Source organism: Bacillus cereus group sp. N12 (assembly GCF_016483575.1).
Lineage (GTDB): Bacteria > Bacillota > Bacilli > Bacillales > Bacillaceae_G > Bacillus_A > Bacillus_A toyonensis.
In genome coordinates this window covers 26,925-45,256 of the sequence record NZ_JAEHBO010000043.1, presented here as the reverse complement: position 1 = coordinate 45,256, position 18,332 = coordinate 26,925, and the positions used below count along the sequence as shown (strand labels likewise).

The following is an 18,332-nucleotide window of genomic DNA, read 5'->3' as shown; positions in this document are numbered from 1 at the left end:
GCGTGTGAAGTGGACATGTCACATCCGTTTTACCGGTATGATCCAAATCAATGTATTGCTTGTGGACAGTGTGTAGAAGTATGTCAAAACTTACAGGTCAATGAAACTATATCGATAGATTGGAATTTAGACCGCCCGCGTGTTATTTGGGACAATGGTGTAAGTATAAATGACTCGTCTTGTGTGAGTTGTGGGCAATGTGTAACAGTTTGTCCATGTAATGCGTTAATGGAAAAAACAATGCTAGGTGAAGCTGGGTTTATGACAGGATTAAAACCAGATGTGTTAGATCCGATGATTGATTTTGTAAAAGATGTAGAGCCAGGATATAGCAGTATTTTAGCAGTTTCAGAAGTGGAATCTGCGATGCGCAAGACGAAGGTTAAAAAAACGAAAACAGTTTGTACATTTTGCGGTGTCGGTTGCTCGTTTGAAGTGTGGACGAAAGACCGTCATATTTTAAAAGTACAACCTGTTTCAGATGCACCGGTTAATGGTATCTCTACATGTGTAAAAGGTAAATTTGGATGGGACTTTGTAAATAGTGAAGATCGCATTACAAAGCCATTAATTCGCCAAGGAGATATGTTTGTTGAAGCTTCTTGGGAAGAAGCTCTTGAAGTTGTTGCATCTAACATGCAGCATATCAAATCAGAATACGGCAGCGATGCATTTGGGTTTATTTCTTCTTCGAAAGTAACGAATGAAGAGAATTATCTTATGCAAAAACTAGCTCGTCAAATATATGGAACAAATAATGTAGATAACTGTTCCCGTTATTGTCAATCTCCAGCAACAGACGGCTTATTTAAAACTGTCGGTATGGGTGGGGATGCTGGAACAGTGAAAGATATCGCTGAAGCAGGTCTTGTTATTATCGTTGGTGCGAATCCAACAGAGGGACATCCTGTACTTGCGACGCGTGTGAAACGTGCTCATAAATTACACGAACAAAAATTAATTGTAGCAGACCTTCGTAAACATGAAATGGCTGAGCGTGCGGATATATTTGTTCATCCGAGTCAAGGAACTGATTATGTATGGCTTGCTGGTATTACGAAATATATTATCGATCAAGACTGGCATGATAAAAAATTCTTAGCTGAAAATGTAAAGAACTTTGATGAATATAGCAAAATGTTAGAAAAGTATTCGCTTGATTACACAGAAGAAATTACGGGGATTTCTAAAGAAAACCTGAAAGCAATGGCTCGTATGGTATATGAAGCAGATGGTACTTGCGTACTTTGGGGAATGGGTGTAACTCAAAATACAGGAGGTAGTACAACTTCAGCTGCAATTTCAAATTTATTACTTGTTACGGGTAACTACCGTCGTCCCGGTGCAGGTGCATACCCATTAAGAGGACATAATAACGTGCAAGGCGCTTGTGATATGGCGACCTTACCGAATTGGCTTCCAGGTTATCAAGCGGTATCTGATGATACGCTCCGTGCTAAATTTGAAAAAGCGTACGGTACGACGATTCCGAAAGAGCCAGGATTAAATAATATTGCAATGTTACTTGCGGCGGAAGAAGGAAAACTGCGCGGTATGTATGTTATGGGTGAAGAAATGGCTTTAGTAGATTCAAATGCGAACCATGTGCAACATATTTTAGCGAATTTAGATTTCCTTGTTGTTCAAGATATGTTCTTATCAAAAACAGCTCGTTTTGCTGATGTTATTTTACCGGCAGCACCGAGCTTAGAAAAAGAAGGGACGTTTACGAATACAGAACGTCGTATTCAAAGATTATATGAAGTATTGAAGCCGCTTGGTGATTCAAAACCAGACTGGTGGATTTTACAAAAAGTAGCTCGTGCACTAGGCGGAGATTGGAATTATGAAAACCCAAGTGAGATTATGGATGAAATAGCATCGCTTGCACCGTTATATTCTCAGGCAACATATGATCGTTTAGAAGGATGGAATAGTTTATGTTGGGGTAGCCATGATGGTAGCGATACACCGCTATTATATGTAGATGGATTTAACTTCCCAGATAAACTTGCTCGTTTATCATTAGATGAATGGGTACCACCAGTTGTGGCGCCGGATGAGTATGATTTACTATTAAATAATGGTCGTATGCTAGAGCATTTCCATGAAGGGAATATGACGAATAAGTCGGCTGGTATTTTATCTAAAGTATCTGAAGTATTCGTTGAAATTTCACCTGAACTTGCTAAAGAGCGTAATGTGAAAGATGGTGGTCTTGTAGAATTAGCATCGCCGTTTGGTAAGATTAAAGTACAAGCACTTGTTACAGACCGTGTAACGGGAAATGAGTTATATTTACCAATGCATGCGACAGTAAATGAAGAGGCTATTAATATTTTAACAGGAACAGCGACAGACATTTATACGTGTACACCAGCTTATAAACAAACGATGGTGAAACTGCGCGTATTACGTGAAAAAGGAAATCGTCCATTACCATCTTCAAACCCACGAGATAAAAAACGCCATCCACAAAATGGTGTTGAAATTCAGCAAAAATGGCAAAGAAAACAATACGTATCACTGGTGGACTAGGGGGCGGAGATAGTGGCAAAAGAAATTACGTTAATTAAAAAGAAAGTTGTAACAGAAGAAGAGAAGAAACAGCAATTAGCAGAGGAACTGTTCACGGAATTAGCGAATAACCGTGAAGCAGTTGAGGAAACGATGCAATTACTAGCGCAATTACAGAAAGCTGGTATTTTAGATGCGGCGATTAGTTTACTTGCTGCGAAAGAAGATGTTTCGAAAATTGCTGTTGAGCAATTAAATCGTGAACCAGTGAAAAATGCACTGAACAATATGATGGGGGCAGGAGAGGCTTTATCTTCAGTTGACCCAGAGGTAACAAAACAAATCACATCGAGCTTAGTTACTGGATTGCAATTTGCAACAGATGAATTAAATAGTGGTAAAAAAACAAAAGTGATGGATTTCTTTAAAGTATTAAAAGATCCAGATATCAATAGAGCGATCACATTCGGTTTTAGCTTTTTGAAAGCATTTGGGCAAGGATTAGAGAAAAAATAGAGTAGATGAAAAAAGTGATGGGAAGTAGCCATCACTTTTTTCATTATATGTATAAGAGTGTTCATGTTAAGCGGAATATATTATTATTAAAAAGATGGATTAGAAATGGAAATGTGGAATCCATCTCAAATATCGTTTTAGAATGTGGAGGAATATATGCAACACCGTAAAAGACTATCTATACCAGGAGTAATGAGCCATTCCTTTCAAACAGTAAAATTTGCTTTTTGGAATGTATTAACCTTTCAACTTGCTTATAAATTGTTAGCAGCGATTGTATTTGTTCCACTGTTTGGGATCATTTTTAATAAATTATTGTATTTTGGTGGTTACGCAAATGCGACAAATGATGAATTATTAGCATTTTTGAAAACACCATACGGCATTTTGGCAATCGTAATTTTATCATTGTTAGCACTGTTTCTTATCTTTACGGAATTTGCGGTGCTTATTATTATTTCGTATTTCGCTCATAAAAGACAAAAGGTGAAATTACGTCCGATTTTATATAAAACAGTAACGTACTTACCTACGCTTTTCACATATTGCTTACCGGGATTTATTTTATATGCTGTCGTATTGCTACCTCTTTTAAATATGGGATATGAAACGGCATTAATTCCGCAAATCCAAATTCCTAACTTTATTACAGGAGAACTGTTTAAAACGACGATGGGACAAGTAGGCTATTACACGTTCTTTGCCGTAGTTGCGTATTTGAACCTTCGCTGGATTTTCGTTCTACCTATTGTTGTTTTAGAACAAAAGCCGTTTCGCACAGCAGCGCGTAAAAGTGCAGCTTTAGTAAAAGAAAGCTTTTTTAAAGTACTATTCTTTTTAGTAGGGTTTTTTATTTCAATAGGAATTGTTTATATTGTGTTTTTTGGAATATATTTATTGTGTCTATGGGGTGTGTATGAATTTACAAACCCAGAAGGAACATTTGCTTTATTAGCTGAATCAACGATTTCTGTATTCCTAACAAGTACATTGTATTTATTTAGCTTTATCGTTACACCATTTTATATTATGGCTATAACAAGATTGTACTTACAAAAGGTTCCGGTTGAAGATGTTTTATTAGAAGAAGGATTAGATTATTCGAAAACGAAAGCGGATAAATGTTTTTTCCAAAAACATCGTTGGAAATTTATTAGTGTATATATTGTAGGGATTATTACGGCCGGAATGGTCGTTGCCTTCATTGTAACGTTTATTTCAAATTCGTATAAAGAACCGATTATTATGGCGCACCGCGGATATATATCAAAAGGGGTAGAAAATACGAAAGAAGCTGTGCAAGGTGCTATTGATGCAAAAGCAGACTACGCTGAAATAGATGTATTACAAACGAAAGACGGTGAGCTAGCGGTTATACATGACTTGAAGTTAAAACGTCTTGCAAATGCCAATGTGCATGTGTCAGATTTAACGATGGATGAATTAAGACAGCTTACTCTTAGTCAAGATGGATTTTCAGGACAAATAAGTACACTTGATGAAATCATTAAGCTTGCAAAGGGGAAAATCAAACTCAATATTGAAGTGAAGCTTCATGGGGGCGAAAAAGACTTTGTAAATAAAGTATTAAAAGCGATTAAAGATAATGAATTTGAGAAGCAATGTGTAATTCAAACGTTACACTATCCACTCATTAAAGAGTTTAAGCGTGCAAATTCAGATATAAAAGTAGGATATATACTGTATGCAAGTAGAGCTAACTTAAAGAATGTAAAAGCTGACTTTTATGTAGCAGAAGAATACATGTTAAATAAGAAATTAGTAAAAGAAGCAAGGAAGTTAAATAAGCCAATTTACGTATGGACAGTAAATGATATGGAGAGTTTAAAGGCATATTATAAGTTAAACGTAGATGGTATCATTACCGATTATCCTGAAGATGCACGTGAAACAATTAAGGAGTTAAAAGAGCAAGAAGCGGAAGAAAGTGATCTGTTTGATAAAATTACTGAAACAACAGATGATTTGTTTTCAAAGTTATTTATAAGTTATCCAGCTGCTGGCTAAATGCCAGCAGCTGTTTTTTGTAAAAAGAATATATTTCTAAAATATTGTGTAAAGTAATAACTGTATATGTATACGTCTTCATTTGGAGTTTTTACATTGTTATATTATTGTCAAATAATAAATGATTACTGCTTATTTTGAAGGGATATAATAAAAATAGAGTAATAGATAATGAAATAGAACGAACTTCCTAATAGAATCAATGTTTTATATATTTACACTATTCTAAATATAAAAACTTTAGAAAAATGATATGTTAGCGTTTTCATAACTTTTAAGTTATGCTAGAATAAGGACATAAGTTATTAATTATTACAAAAAGAAAAAAGACTTTCTTTTTTCTGTTAATTATAAGGGGGCATTTCATTATGCGTATTGGGGTACCAGCAGAAATTAAAAACAACGAAAACCGTGTGGCAATGACACCAGCTGGTGTTGTACATTTAATTCGTAACAATCATGAAGTATTTATTCAAAAGGGTGCAGGTTTAGGATCTGGTTTCACAGATGCTCAGTATGTTGAAGCTGGAGCAAAAATTGTTGATACAGCTGAAGAAGCTTGGAACATGGAAATGGTTATGAAAGTTAAGGAACCAATTGAAAGCGAATACAAACACTTCAGTGAAGGTTTAATCTTATTCACATACTTACACTTAGCTCCAGAACCAGAATTAACAAAAGCTTTAATCGAGAAGAAAGTAGTAGCTATTGCGTACGAAACAGTACAATTAGAAAACCGTTCATTACCATTACTTGCACCTATGAGTGAAGTAGCTGGTCGTATGGCTGCACAAATTGGTGCACAGTTCCTTGAGAAAAACAAAGGCGGTAAAGGTATCTTACTTGCAGGTGTTCCAGGGGTTAAACGTGGTAAAGTAACAATTATCGGTGGTGGACAAGCTGGTACAAATGCTGCTAAAATTGCAGTTGGACTAGGTGCGGATGTAACAATCATCGACTTAAGTGCAGAACGTCTTCGTCAATTAGATGACATTTTCGGAAACCAAGTAAAAACTTTAATGTCTAATCCTTACAATATTGCAGAAGCTGTAAAAGAGTCTGATCTTGTAATTGGTGCAGTATTAATCCCAGGTGCAAAAGCGCCAAAACTTGTAACAGAAGAAATGATTAAATCAATGGAACCGGGTTCTGTTGTTGTAGATATCGCGATTGACCAAGGTGGTATTTTCGAAACAACTGACCGTATTACAACTCATGATAACCCAACTTACGAAAAACACGGTGTTGTTCATTATGCAGTTGCAAACATGCCAGGTGCGGTTCCACGTACATCAACTCTTGCATTAACAAACGTAACAGTACCATATGCAGTACAAATTGCTAACAAAGGCTACAAAGCTGCTTGCCTAGGCAACACTGCATTATTAAAAGGTATTAACACATTAGATGGCTATGTAACATTTGAAGCTGTTGCAGAAGCTCACGGTGTAGAGTACAAAGGTGCTAAAGAATTATTAGAGGCAGAAACAGTATCTTGCTAATAGAAGCATTATACAAAACAAAATCGAACAATATATAAAACAACATGATAAGAGCTAAGAGATAATACCTCTTAGCTCTTCTTGGCAAAAGGGGGCATTCATCGTGGCCAACCTATTTAAAAAGAAATCCGTTACGCAATTGTTAGGGGAAAGTAAAAGTAAAACTTTAACGAAAACGCTAGGGGCATTCGACCTAACAATGCTAGGAATTGGTGCGATAATTGGTACAGGAGTTCTAGTATTAACTGGATTAGTAGCAGCAAGAGATGCTGGTCCAGCAGTTATTTTTTCATTTATGATTGCAGCAATTGTTTGTGGATTTGCAGCTTTATGTTATGCGGAAGTTGCATCTACACTCCCTGTTTCAGGTAGTGTGTACACATATTCGTATGCAACAATTGGTGAGTTTGTTGCTCATTTAATGGGATGGACATTGTTATCCGTATATGTCGTAACGACTGCCGCAGTAGCTGGCGGATGGACGGGTTATTTCAATAATTTAGTGAGTGGATTGGGACTTGAAATCCCAAAAGCATTGCTAACGATTCCAGCGCAAGGTGGTATGGTAAACTTACCGGCAGTTATCGTTACCTTAGTGATAACTTGGTTATTATCACGAGGTACAAAAGAAAGTAAGCGTGTGAATAACATAATGGTATTAATTAAAATTGGTATTGTTGTTTTATTCATTGCAGTTGGTGTATTCTACGTGAAACCAGAAAACTGGATACCATTTGCACCTTACGGTTTAAGTGGAGTGTTCGCAGGGGGAGCAGCAGTATTCTTTGCTTTCTTAGGATTTGATGCATTAGCAACTTCTGCTGAAGAAGTAAAAAATCCGCAACGTGATCTACCAATTGGTATTATTGCCTCGTTAGTTATTTGTACAATCATTTATGTTGTAGTTTGTCTCGTTATGACAGGTATGGTTTCTTATAAGGAATTAGATGTACCTGAAGCTATGGCATATGTGTTAGAAGTTGTAGGACAAGATAAAGTGGCTGGTGTAATTGCTATTGGAGCTGTAATCGGTATTATGGCTGTAATTTTCGCTTACATTTATGCGACAACGCGTGTATTCTTCGCAATGAGCCGTGACGGTTTATTACCAAAATCTTTTGCGAAAATTAACAAGAAGACTGAAGCGCCAACATTTTCAGTGTGGTTAACGGGAATTGGTAGTGCTTTAATTGCTGGATTTATCGATTTAAAAGAATTGTCGAATTTAGCGAATATTGGAGCGTTATTAACATTCGCCATGGTGGGTGTAACTGTTATCATTCTTCGTAAAACGCATCCGAAATTACAACGTGGATTTATGGTACCACTTGTACCGATCTTACCGATTATTTCAGTTGCATGTTGTCTATTCTTAATGGTAAATTTACCATTAAAAACATGGATATACTTCGGTGTTTGGTTAGCAATCGGAGTAGTTGTATACTTTGTTTATTCGAAAAAACATAGTCATTTAAAAGAAGATGGAAGTTCGCAGGATAATTTAGATCAAGCTAATTAAAGGGATATAAAATAGTAAGCCTTGTGCGTCTAGGGAGCGCACAAGGCTTTTTCTTTTGGATAAGGAAGGAAATAAATGTTAAATTGTCGAATTTTTATGTCGGAATATGAAAAAAGGGGAGAAGAGGAATGCTAGAAACGAAAGTGGTTGTTGGAGCAGAGGAGTATAATAATAACCCTGGTTGGTTACATACGAATGAAGAAGAATTAAATTTATTGCGAAGAGAAACTTGGCTTGATAAATTTCAACCTAATTCTTTATCAGCAATTTTAGCGGAACATGTATGGGAGCATTTATCGTACGAAGAAGGAATCGAAGCTGCAAAAATTTGTTATGAGTTTTTAACGGAGGGTGGATATATTCGTTGTGCAGTGCCAGATGCATTTTTCCCAGATGAAGAATATCAGCAAGGTGTACAAGTAGGTGGACCAGGGCCATTAGATCATCCAGCAGCAAGTCATAAAATCGTTCATAACTATAAAACAATCACGTCCATGTTTGAATCGGCAGGTTTTCAAGTTAGGATTTTAGAATACTGTGATGAGAATGGTAAGTTTCATTATAATGATTGGAATGAGAAAGATGGTTTTATTTATCGCTCGAAACGTTTTGATCATAGAAATCAAGATGGTACATTAGAATTTGCTTCGTTAATTGTGGATGCAGTGAAACTTTAATCAGTGGGGGTTCTTCATCTCCTGTTGATTATTAGCCTTCAACAATCGGGCTTTTACGGGTAGCTAATGTAGGGGAAATAAGAGAAGGATGCACGATAGTTTTCGTGTATCCTTTTTGTATGAAGAGTATGATAGGTGCGGAGAATATTGATATGTATATGTTGAAATATGAATGGAATTGTCAAAAAAATCTTTCGGATTTTATTGACACATATGAGTAGGCGCTCATATAATAAAAGTATAAGATATATGAACAGTTGTTCATATGTTCAATTAAAGAGGTGAGCTATAATGGCTGAAAATAAAGTAGAAACACCGCAGGAAACTTGTTCTCAAACGGTAATTCATGAGGAAGTCGTGGATCAAGTGAAGCAAACAATTCCGACTGATGAAAGTTTAAGTAAAGTAGCAGAACTATTTAAAGTATTAGGTGACCGTACGCGTACGAGAATATTACATGCATTATTTGAAGCTGAAATGTGCGTTTGTGATTTAGCTTATTTATTAGGAATGACACAATCGTCTATTTCACATCAGCTACGTGTGTTAAAGCAAGCGAAACTTGTAAAGAATCGTAAAGAAGGAAAGGTCGTTTATTATTCGTTAGCTGACCAGCACGTAATTCATATCTTCGAGCAAGCGTTTGAACACGTAAACGAGGAAGAATAAAAACGCGAGGAGGGAGAACGATGGCAGAAGCATTAGTGAAAAAGAAACTGATGTTAGAAGGTTTAGATTGTGCGAACTGTGCAATGAAAATTGAAAAAGGCGTTGGGAATATAGAAGGAGTAAATTCTTGCTCTGTAAACTTTGCAACAAAGACGATGGTTTTAGAAACAGCACAAAATAAAGAAAATGAAGTTGTGACAGAAGCAAAACAGCTTGTTACAAAGTTAGAACCACATATTAAAGTGCAAGAAGAGCAAAAAAATAAAGTTGCAAAAGAAGTTTTTATATTAGAAGGTTTAGATTGCGCGAACTGTGCAATGAAGATTGAAAATAAAGTTAAGGAAATGCCGACAGTTTCAGAAGCAACTGTTGATTTCGTATCAAAGAAATTACGAGTAGAAGTTGCGAATAAAAGAGAGTTAGAATCGACTGTAGAAGATATAAAGAATGTCGTTCAAAAGTTAGAACCAGATGTGAAAGTTGTTCGTGAAGAAAAGAGCGGCCATGACCACGGACATAGTCACGACCATGGTGAAGCAAATGTGAAAAAGATGATAGGGCGATTAGTAGTCGGTGGAATTTTGACAGGAATTGCTGCCTTAGCTGATTTACCACAAATGATAACAATTCCATTATTCGTCCTTGCGTATTTATTAATAGGTGGAGATATCGTTTGGAGAGCGGTAAGAAACATAACTCGCGGCCAAGTATTCGATGAAAACTTTTTAATGGCAATTGCAACTGTAGGAGCTTTTGCAATTCAACAATATTCAGAAGCTGTTGCGGTAATGCTATTTTATCAAGTAGGGGAACTATTCCAAAGTATTGCAGTAAATCGCTCTCGAAAATCAATTACTTCATTAATGGATATTCGCCCTGATTATGCGAATGTAAAGGTTGGAAATGAAACGAAACAAGTATCACCGGAAGATGTACAAATCGGCGATTATATTATCGTAAAACCGGGTGAGAAAGTACCATTAGACGGAAAAGTAGTCGAGGGAACATCAATGATGGATACTTCAGCACTTACAGGTGAATCTGTACCGCGTGAAGTAGAAGTTGGTAATGACGTATTAAGTGGTTTTGTAAACCAAAATGGTGTATTAACAATTGAAGTTACAAAAGAATTTGGTGAATCTACTGTATCAAAAATTTTAGATTTAGTTCAAAATGCAAGTAGTAAAAAAGCACCGACAGAAAACTTTATTACGAAATTTGCGCGCTACTATACTCCTGTTGTAGTTATTACAGCAGCGATCATGGCGTTTATTCCACCGCTTATTTTAGAAGGTGCTACATTCTCCGAGTGGATTTATAGAGCGTTAGTATTCTTAGTTATTTCTTGTCCATGTGCGTTAGTCGTATCCATTCCTCTTGGATTCTTTGGAGGTATCGGTGGTGCATCCAAAAGTGGGATTTTAGTAAAAGGAAGTAACTATTTAGAAGCATTGAATGATGTGAAATATATCGTCTTTGATAAAACAGGTACATTAACAAAAGGTGTCTTTAAAGTTACAAAAATGGAGCCAAGTGAAGGTACTACTAGTGAAGAACTGTTAGAGTATGCAGCGTTTGCAGAAGTATATTCAAACCATCCAATTGCACAATCTATTCGAAATGCATATGGAAAATCAATCGATGAAAATGCTATTGAAGACTATAGTGAAATTTCTGGTCATGGTACAGTTGTAAAAGTGCAAGGAAAAGAAATTTTCGCGGGTAATGCTAAATTAATGAGAAAAGAAAATATTGAATTTAAGCAACCAGAAACAGTAGGTACATTAGTTCACGTTGCTGTAGATGGTAAATACGCAGGTTATATTGTTATCTCAGATGAGGTAAAAGAGGATTCAAAACAAGCGATTCAAAAGTTAAAAGAACTAGGCATCAAGAAGACAGTGATGTTAACTGGGGATGCAAAAGCAGTTGGTGAAGCTGTTGGAAAAGAATTAGGTTTAGATGAAGTTCACGCAGAACTACTACCACAACAAAAAGTAGAAGAGATTGAAAAAATTGATGCGGCTAAGCGTGGAAAAGAAAAAGTTGCTTTCGTTGGTGATGGTATTAACGACACGCCAGTATTAGCACGAGCGGACGTTGGTATTGCTATGGGTGGCTTAGGATCGGATGCAGCGATTGAAGCTGCAGATATCGTTATAATGACTGATGAACCTTCAAAAATTGCAACAGCTGTTAAAATTGCAAAACGCACAAGAAGCATTGTATGGCAAAATATTATATTTGCATTAGGTGTAAAAGGATTAGTTTTATTACTTGGTGCTTTTGGTATAGCGACAATGTGGGAAGCTGTTTTCTCAGATGTGGGTGTGACGTTAATTGCAGTATTAAATGCAATGCGTGTACTAAGAGTGAAAGATTTATAAAAAAGAGGACGCAATTGCGTCCTCTTTTTTATCGGTTATTTTGTTGAAAGTGACTCAATAAAATAATATCAAATATTATTTTAGTTTTTAATAACGTAATATTAAATTTTACAAATAAAAAAATATTCACCTTGTTATTTTAATATATTTTTTACAAATATCCATATAGTATTGAAAAAACAGAGAAGGAGGAAACTTCTCTGTTTATTTTTGGATGTTTTTTTCAACTTGTTCACGAACAGTTTGAATATAATTCATTTTATGATCCCAGCACTCTTGGCTTAAATCCACAGGATACTCTTCGGGGTTTAAAGTTCGCATGTATTCTTCCCAAAATAGAGCGAGACTCTGTTCGTTATACTTTTGAATATCTAATATACTTGGTAGTTCGTATGTTCTTTCACCGTTAACGAAAATGTCTTTATGCAGTTCACGTGCTTCAAAGTTTGTTACGAATTTACTTATATATGTGTGAACAGGGTGGAACATTTTTAAGCGTTCTTCTTTTTCAGGCTCTTCAGAATCTAACGCAATATAATCGCCTTCAGCATGATTATTAACCCTGTTGACTATACGATAAATTCGTTTAAGCCCTGGAGTTGTAATCTTTTCAGGGTTAGATGAAATTTTAATCGTGTCATTTAATTTCCCGTCAGTATCTTCAATCGCAACTAGTTTGTAAACAGCCCCTAATGCTGGTTGTTCAAAGGATGTAATTAATTTTGTTCCAACACCCCATACGTCAATTTTTGCTCCTTGAGATTTAAGGTGCATAATTGTGTATTCATCTAAATCGCTAGAAGCGATAATTTTTGTATTTGTAAACCCAGCCTCATCTAGTAATATTCTTGCCTTTTTAGACAAATAAGCCATATCACCACTATCAAGACGAATGCCATAGAAATCAATACGATCTCCAAATTCTTTTGCAACACGAATCGCATTTGGAACACCAGATTTTAATGTGTCATATGTATCGACGAGAAAGACACATTTTTTATGAGTTTCAGCGTATTTTTTAAACGCGACATATTCATCGCGATACGCTTGAACGAAAGAGTGAGCATGTGTGCCGGCTACAGGTATCCCGAAGCGTTTTCCAGCACGAACGTTGCTTGTAGATGAGAAACCGCCAATAAAGGCAGCGCGTGTTCCCCAAAGGGCAGCATCAAATTCATGAGCACGTCTTGTGCCAAACTCTAAAAGTTCATCGTTATTTGCAGCATGCTTCATACGAGCAGCTTTTGTTGCAATTAATGTTTGGTAATTCACAATGTTTAAAAGGGCAGTTTCAATAATTTGTGCTTCACCGAGTGGTGCATCAACACGTAATAAAGGCTCGTTATTGAATACAACTTCACCTTCTTGCATACTACGAATAACCCCAGTGAATTTCATATTTTGTAAATAATGAAGGAATTCTTCTTCAAATTGTAATTCTGCTAAATAAGCGATATCGCTCTCGGTAAAACTGAAATTTTCTATGTACTCTACAATTTTTTCAAGACCAGCAAAAACAGCGTAGCCATTCTCAAATGGAAGCTTTCGAAAATATAAATCAAAAACAGAACGGCGATTATGAATACCATCTTTCCAATATGTATAAGCCATGTTGATTTGATATAAATCTGTATGTAAGGCATAACTATCGTCTTTATAATAATTCATTGCGAAAACACCTCCGTAATTTGGTTATAGTATACCAATTTTACGACGTTCGTAGCAAAGAAGAGATATTGATGCGAAGTCAAGAGAGAAAAAAATGAAATAATGCATATTTTTTAGAAAATTAACATTTATCAATTTATATTTCTCTAGATTTTATGTATTATTAGAGTAATGGGGGTAATGAGAATGGAGGAGGACAATGCAACAAACATTAGAAAAAATAGGCAAACAAGTCTTTTATAAACGGCTACAGCAAAAAATGACACAAGAAGAATTATGTCAGGGCATTTGTTCTGTCTCATACTTAAGTAAGATCGAAAATGGAAAGATCGAAGCATCAGAAGAAATTCTACAATTGCTCTGCGCAAGATTAGAGATTGCTGTAACGGATTTAAGAGATGTAGAAGAAGATGTGAAGGGGAAGCTGGATGAATGGTTGAATGCACTAGTTCATTTGGACAAGCAACAAGTAGAACGCATATATGAAGAGTTGCAAGGTGAAATGAAGCATGTTTTGGATTTTGAAATTATAAATTATTATAAACTGCTGTATACACGTTATTTAATTATGAAAAGGGATTTTCCTGCTGTTGAAGAAGAGTTAGAAAGCTTAAAGAAGATGTATAAAAAGTATTCACCATTCCAGAAATTATTATATACGTATAGCAAAGGGTTATATTATTTCTTACAACATAAATATAAGACAGCGTTGGAGTACTTGGCTCGAACGGAAGTAATGGCGAAGGAGCAAGGGTATCGCGAAAATGGAATATATTTCAATTTAGCTCTTGTTTACAATGAATTAGAAGTTGAACATATGACTTTACATTTTGCTAATTTAGCAATGGAAGGATTTAAGAATGAATATAAGTTTCGGCATGTAATAAATTGTCAATTGCTTATTGCATTGAGTTATATACAGAAAAGGCAATATAATGAAGCGCTTTCTATTTATAATAATATTTTGAGAGAGGCAAATTCTTTTGCTGATAAAGAAAGCATAACAGCTATTGCTTTAAATAACTTAGGATTTTTGTACTATAACTTAAAAGACTATGCAAAGGCTAAAGATTATTATTTGCAATGCTTACAGTATAAGAAGGAAGAGGATTTAAATTATATTGATGCAGTGTATGAGATTGCTTTACAGTGTATAGAATTAAAAGAATTTGAAGAGGCAAAAGAGTGGATCAGTAAAGGGATAGATGTCGCGAAGAGGGATGAAAAGTATAAAAGTATGCTATATATACTATTGGTACTTAAGTATAAATACTTTGAAACTAAAGATGTTTATAAAAGATTTTTAGAAGTTGAGGCGATCCCATTTTTTAGAGGTGCAGAGAATAAAAAGGATTTAAAAATGGTGTATTTAGAACTGGCAGGGTATCATGAAGAATTATTAGAGTTTCGAGAAAGTAATAACTATTATAAATTAGCAATTAATTTATTAGAAGAAAAGGGAGGAAAATAATATGAAGAAAATAATTATTGGTGCTTTAGCTTTGATAGCTGTATTGGTGGTATTGGAACCTCAGTATGCTTGGACATCGGATATCTATGGCCAAGGAGAGAATGTAGTTGAAGTGGTAAACTCTTAATAAAAAACTGAAGTGAACCTCGAAAGTGGGACACATATCAAAACATCTAAACCACCTATCGCCTAAATTCTTTAGGCGATAGGTGGTTTAATTTTTCTTGAATTCGCGCACAATTGTAGTAATGAATGTATTCTAGCGCAATCTTTCGCAAAGTTGTGTTGGATACTCTTGTTATCTTTTGTGAGTAAAAAGCTTCACTTTTTAAATGACTAAAGAAGCTTTCCATGACGGCATTATCATGGCAATTTCCTCTCCGGGACATGCTGGTGATATTGCCTTTTTCTTTAATATATGCTTGAAATTCCTTCGCTGTATAAATACTTCCTTGATCAGAGTGAAGGATGACATCTTTTACTTTTTACCCTCCCATTGCTTGTTTTAATGTCTTCATCGCTAATGTCAGTGTTTGTGATTCGCTTATGACATAACTAATAATTTCGCGATTAAAGGCATCCATAATCGTTGATAAATACAATGTACGCTCTCCAAATAATAGATACGTCATATCGATAAACCACTTTTCATTTGGTGCTGAAGCTTTGAATTGAAGCTCCGATCGATGAGGGAATACTACTGATTCTGTACCGTTGAATTTGCATACTAAGTATGCAAATTCAGGAGGTCTTTTTTTTCAATATTTGTTCCTCAAAATTCTACAAAACTTGAGAAAATAATTATTTGAATTTTTAGTATATTAATAGTGGAAACATAATGCTAATATGAAACTACTCTTTTTCAAAAAAATTTTTATTAGGGGGAAGGTTCATGAAAAAGAAAAGTTTAGCGTTAGTGTTAGCGGCAGGAATGGCAGTTACTACATTTGGAGGGACAGGCTCTGCGTTTGCAGATTCAAAAAATGTGCTCTCTACGAAGAAATACAATGAGACAGTGAAGTCGCCTGAGTTTATTTCTGGTGATCTAACTGGAGCAACTGGCAAGAAAGCGGAATCTGTTGTGTTTGATTATTTAAATGCAGCAAAAGGTGATTATAAGCTAGGGGAAAAGAGTGCGCAAGATTCTTTCAAAGTGAAACAAGTGAAAAAAGATGCTGTAACTGATTCAACAGTAGTACGTATGCAACAAGTTTACGAAGGAGTACCTGTATGGGGTTCTACTCAAGTAGCTCACGTAAGTAAAGATGGTTCTTTAAAAGTATTGTCTGGAACAGTTGCACCTGATTTAGACAAGAAAGAAAAGTTGAAAAATAAAAATAAGATTGAAGGCGCAAAAGCGATTGCAATCGCGCAGCAAGATTTAGGTGTAACACCGAAATATGAGGTAGAACCGAAAGCGGACTTATATGTATATCAAAACGGTGAAGAAACAACATATGCATACGTTGTAAATCTAAACTTCTTAGATCCGAGCCCAGGAAACTACTACTATTTCATTGAAGCAGACAGCGGTAAAGTGTTAAATAAATATAATAAACTTGATCATGTAACAAATGAAGATAAGTCACCAGTTAAGCAAGGTGCTCCTAAACAGGAAGCAAAAGCTGTTGTAAAGCCAGTAACAGGAACGAATAAAGTGGGAACTGGTAAAGGTGTATTAGGAGATACGAAATCGCTTAATACAACGTTATCTGGATCATCTTACTACTTGCAAGATAATACGCGCGGGGCAACAATTTTCACATATGATGCGAAAAATCGTACTACATTACCGGGAACATTATGGGTAGATGCAGATAATGTTTTCAATGCAGCGTATGATGCAGCGGCAGTAGATGCTCATTACTATGCAGGTAAAACATATGATTATTATAAAGCTACATTTAATAGAAACTCTATTAATGATGCAGGAGCACCATTAAAATCAACAGTTCATTACGGAAGTAAGTATAATAATGCATTCTGGAACGGCTCACAAATGGTATACGGAGATGGTGATGGTGTAACATTCACTTCATTATCTGGTGGAATTGATGTAATTGGTCACGAATTAACGCATGCTGTTACGGAAAATAGCTCGGATCTAATTTATCAAAATGAATCAGGAGCGCTAAATGAAGCAATTTCTGATATCTTTGGTACTTTAGTAGAATACTATGATAATCGTAATCCAGATTGGGAAATTGGTGAAGATATTTACACGCCTGGTAAAGCAGGAGATGCACTTCGCTCTATGAGTGATCCAGCGAAATATGGTGACCCAGACCATTATTCTAAGCGTTACACTGGTACTAGTGATAACGGTGGGGTTCATACGAACAGTGGTATTATTAACAAGCAAGCTTATTTATTAGCAAATGGCGGTACGCATTCTGGTGTAACTGTAACTGGTATTGGTAAAGATAAATTAGGTGCGATTTACTACCGTGCAAATACACAGTATTTCACGCAATCTACTACATTTAGTCAAGCTCGTGCTGGTGCAGTACAAGCTGCAGCGGATTTATATGGTGCTAGCTCTGCAGAAGTAAATGCAGTGAAGCAATCATTTAGTGCTGTTGGTGTAAACTAAGGATTTAAGGGATAGATATTAATAAAATACTTCAAAAATAAAGAAGGAGCATAGGCTCCTTCTTTATTTTTTTCTCCATTTTTTCCACAAATAGAACAATCCAATGCAACCTGCGATTGTTACAATCCACTTCGCTTCATTTGTTCCATTCATAACATGATATGCCGAATATACTTCAATCAATAAGGCCGGTATTTTACCTATTGTACTGGCAATACTGAAAGAGAGTAATGACATTTTCCCTAGAGCTGCAAATAAAGTCACGATACTTGATGGGATGAAAGGTATCAATCGAAACGATAGAACGAGTAGAAAGGCCTCTCTACCTTCTACATAAAGAAGACGCTCTACCTTTGGATACTTATTTACTTTATCGTGAGTGAACTTTTGAAGGCCTATGCGATAAATATAAAACGAGATAATAGCCCCTAATGCTTCGCCTGCGATCGAAATGAGTGTGCCATTTGTAACACCAAATAGCTGTATATTAATGGCGGTTAAAAAGATGCTAGGGATAAAACCTAAAAGACTGATGATGATATTGATTAAGATGCTAAGTGGAATTGCGATTGAATAGTATTCTGTTAGGAAATTTTGAATCGTTTCTGCCATATTATAAAATCCTTTATCTTTTTTTGCATTACACCATATTTCGAATGGATAGGCAAGGAGAAATTTACATAATGTAGAAAACGTTGACAGAACGGCGTTTGTATACCGTATATAGGTATTGGGTATATAAAAATGGGGGTATATTTTAATTTATTGAAAAACACTGCATAAAC

The 18,332-nt window shown here is 35.7% G+C and carries 13 protein-coding genes and 1 pseudogene; 11 read left to right on the top strand and 3 right to left on the bottom strand.

What is annotated here, in order from left to right:
* The 8 genes from fdhF to JDS92_RS18775 form a co-directional block, all read left to right on the top strand.
* Window positions 1-2,538 (top strand): formate dehydrogenase subunit alpha (gene fdhF, locus JDS92_RS18810; RefSeq protein ID WP_199632317.1); only part of this gene is annotated, 2,538 nt, incomplete at its 5' end.
* A gap of 12 nt (window positions 2,539-2,550) precedes the next feature.
* A complete protein-coding gene (locus JDS92_RS18805; RefSeq protein ID WP_001040512.1) occupies window positions 2,551-3,033 on the top strand; it encodes a helical membrane plugin domain-containing protein in 483 nt (160 codons plus the stop codon).
* Window positions 3,034-3,189: 156 nt separating this feature from the next.
* A complete protein-coding gene (locus tag JDS92_RS18800; protein ID WP_087969864.1) occupies window positions 3,190-5,061 on the top strand; it encodes a glycerophosphoryl diester phosphodiesterase membrane domain-containing protein in 1,872 nt (623 codons plus the stop codon).
* 368 nt (window positions 5,062-5,429) lie between these two features.
* Entirely contained in the window at window positions 5,430-6,563 is a 1,134-nt protein-coding gene (gene ald / locus JDS92_RS18795; protein ID WP_001219740.1) for an alanine dehydrogenase, read from the top strand.
* A 103-nt stretch (window positions 6,564-6,666) separates the two neighbouring features.
* Window positions 6,667-8,082 (top strand): amino acid permease, encoded by a 1,416-nt coding sequence (locus JDS92_RS18790; RefSeq protein ID WP_097957591.1) that lies wholly within the window; start codon window positions 6,667-6,669, stop codon window positions 8,080-8,082.
* A gap of 128 nt (window positions 8,083-8,210) precedes the next feature.
* Window positions 8,211-8,759 (top strand): class I SAM-dependent methyltransferase, encoded by a 549-nt coding sequence (locus JDS92_RS18785; RefSeq protein WP_000894486.1) that lies wholly within the window; start codon window positions 8,211-8,213, stop codon window positions 8,757-8,759.
* 291 nt (window positions 8,760-9,050) lie between these two features.
* Window positions 9,051-9,428, top strand: a complete 378-nt coding sequence (locus tag JDS92_RS18780; protein WP_000829679.1) for an ArsR/SmtB family transcription factor — start codon at window positions 9,051-9,053, stop codon at window positions 9,426-9,428.
* Between the two features lie 20 nt (window positions 9,429-9,448).
* Complete coding sequence (locus JDS92_RS18775; RefSeq protein WP_199632316.1) at window positions 9,449-11,815, top strand: heavy metal translocating P-type ATPase; 2,367 nt, start codon at window positions 9,449-9,451, stop codon at window positions 11,813-11,815.
* A 204-nt stretch (window positions 11,816-12,019) separates the two neighbouring features.
* Here JDS92_RS18775 and JDS92_RS18770 read toward each other — a convergent pair whose 3' ends face one another.
* Window positions 12,020-13,483, bottom strand: coding sequence for a nicotinate phosphoribosyltransferase (locus JDS92_RS18770; RefSeq protein ID WP_001110357.1), 1,464 nt, complete (start codon window positions 13,481-13,483; stop codon window positions 12,020-12,022).
* Between the two features lie 199 nt (window positions 13,484-13,682).
* Here JDS92_RS18770 and JDS92_RS18765 point away from each other — a divergent pair, with 199 nt between their 5' ends.
* Complete coding sequence (locus tag JDS92_RS18765; RefSeq protein WP_001187935.1) at window positions 13,683-14,954, top strand: tetratricopeptide repeat protein; 1,272 nt, start codon at window positions 13,683-13,685, stop codon at window positions 14,952-14,954.
* A 1-nt stretch (window position 14,955) separates the two neighbouring features.
* The gene (locus JDS92_RS18760; protein ID WP_000720171.1) at window positions 14,956-15,081 is read left to right on the top strand and encodes an NprX family peptide pheromone; all 126 of its coding nucleotides are present in this window, start codon (window positions 14,956-14,958) and stop codon (window positions 15,079-15,081) included.
* A gap of 55 nt (window positions 15,082-15,136) precedes the next feature.
* Here the strand turns inward: JDS92_RS18760 and JDS92_RS18755 are convergent.
* Window positions 15,137-15,670, bottom strand: a pseudogene (locus JDS92_RS18755) (IS3 family transposase); the annotation flags it as partial.
* A gap of 176 nt (window positions 15,671-15,846) precedes the next feature.
* On the opposite strand from JDS92_RS18755, the gene JDS92_RS18750 reads away from it, so the two are divergent.
* Window positions 15,847-17,547 (top strand): M4 family metallopeptidase, encoded by a 1,701-nt coding sequence (locus tag JDS92_RS18750; protein ID WP_097855205.1) that lies wholly within the window; start codon window positions 15,847-15,849, stop codon window positions 17,545-17,547.
* Window positions 17,548-17,610: 63 nt separating this feature from the next.
* Here JDS92_RS18750 and JDS92_RS18745 read toward each other — a convergent pair whose 3' ends face one another.
* The gene (locus JDS92_RS18745) at window positions 17,611-18,159 is read right to left on the bottom strand and encodes a TVP38/TMEM64 family protein (protein ID WP_000852219.1); all 549 of its coding nucleotides are present in this window, start codon (window positions 18,157-18,159) and stop codon (window positions 17,611-17,613) included.
* Window positions 18,160-18,332 lie beyond the last annotated feature (173 nt).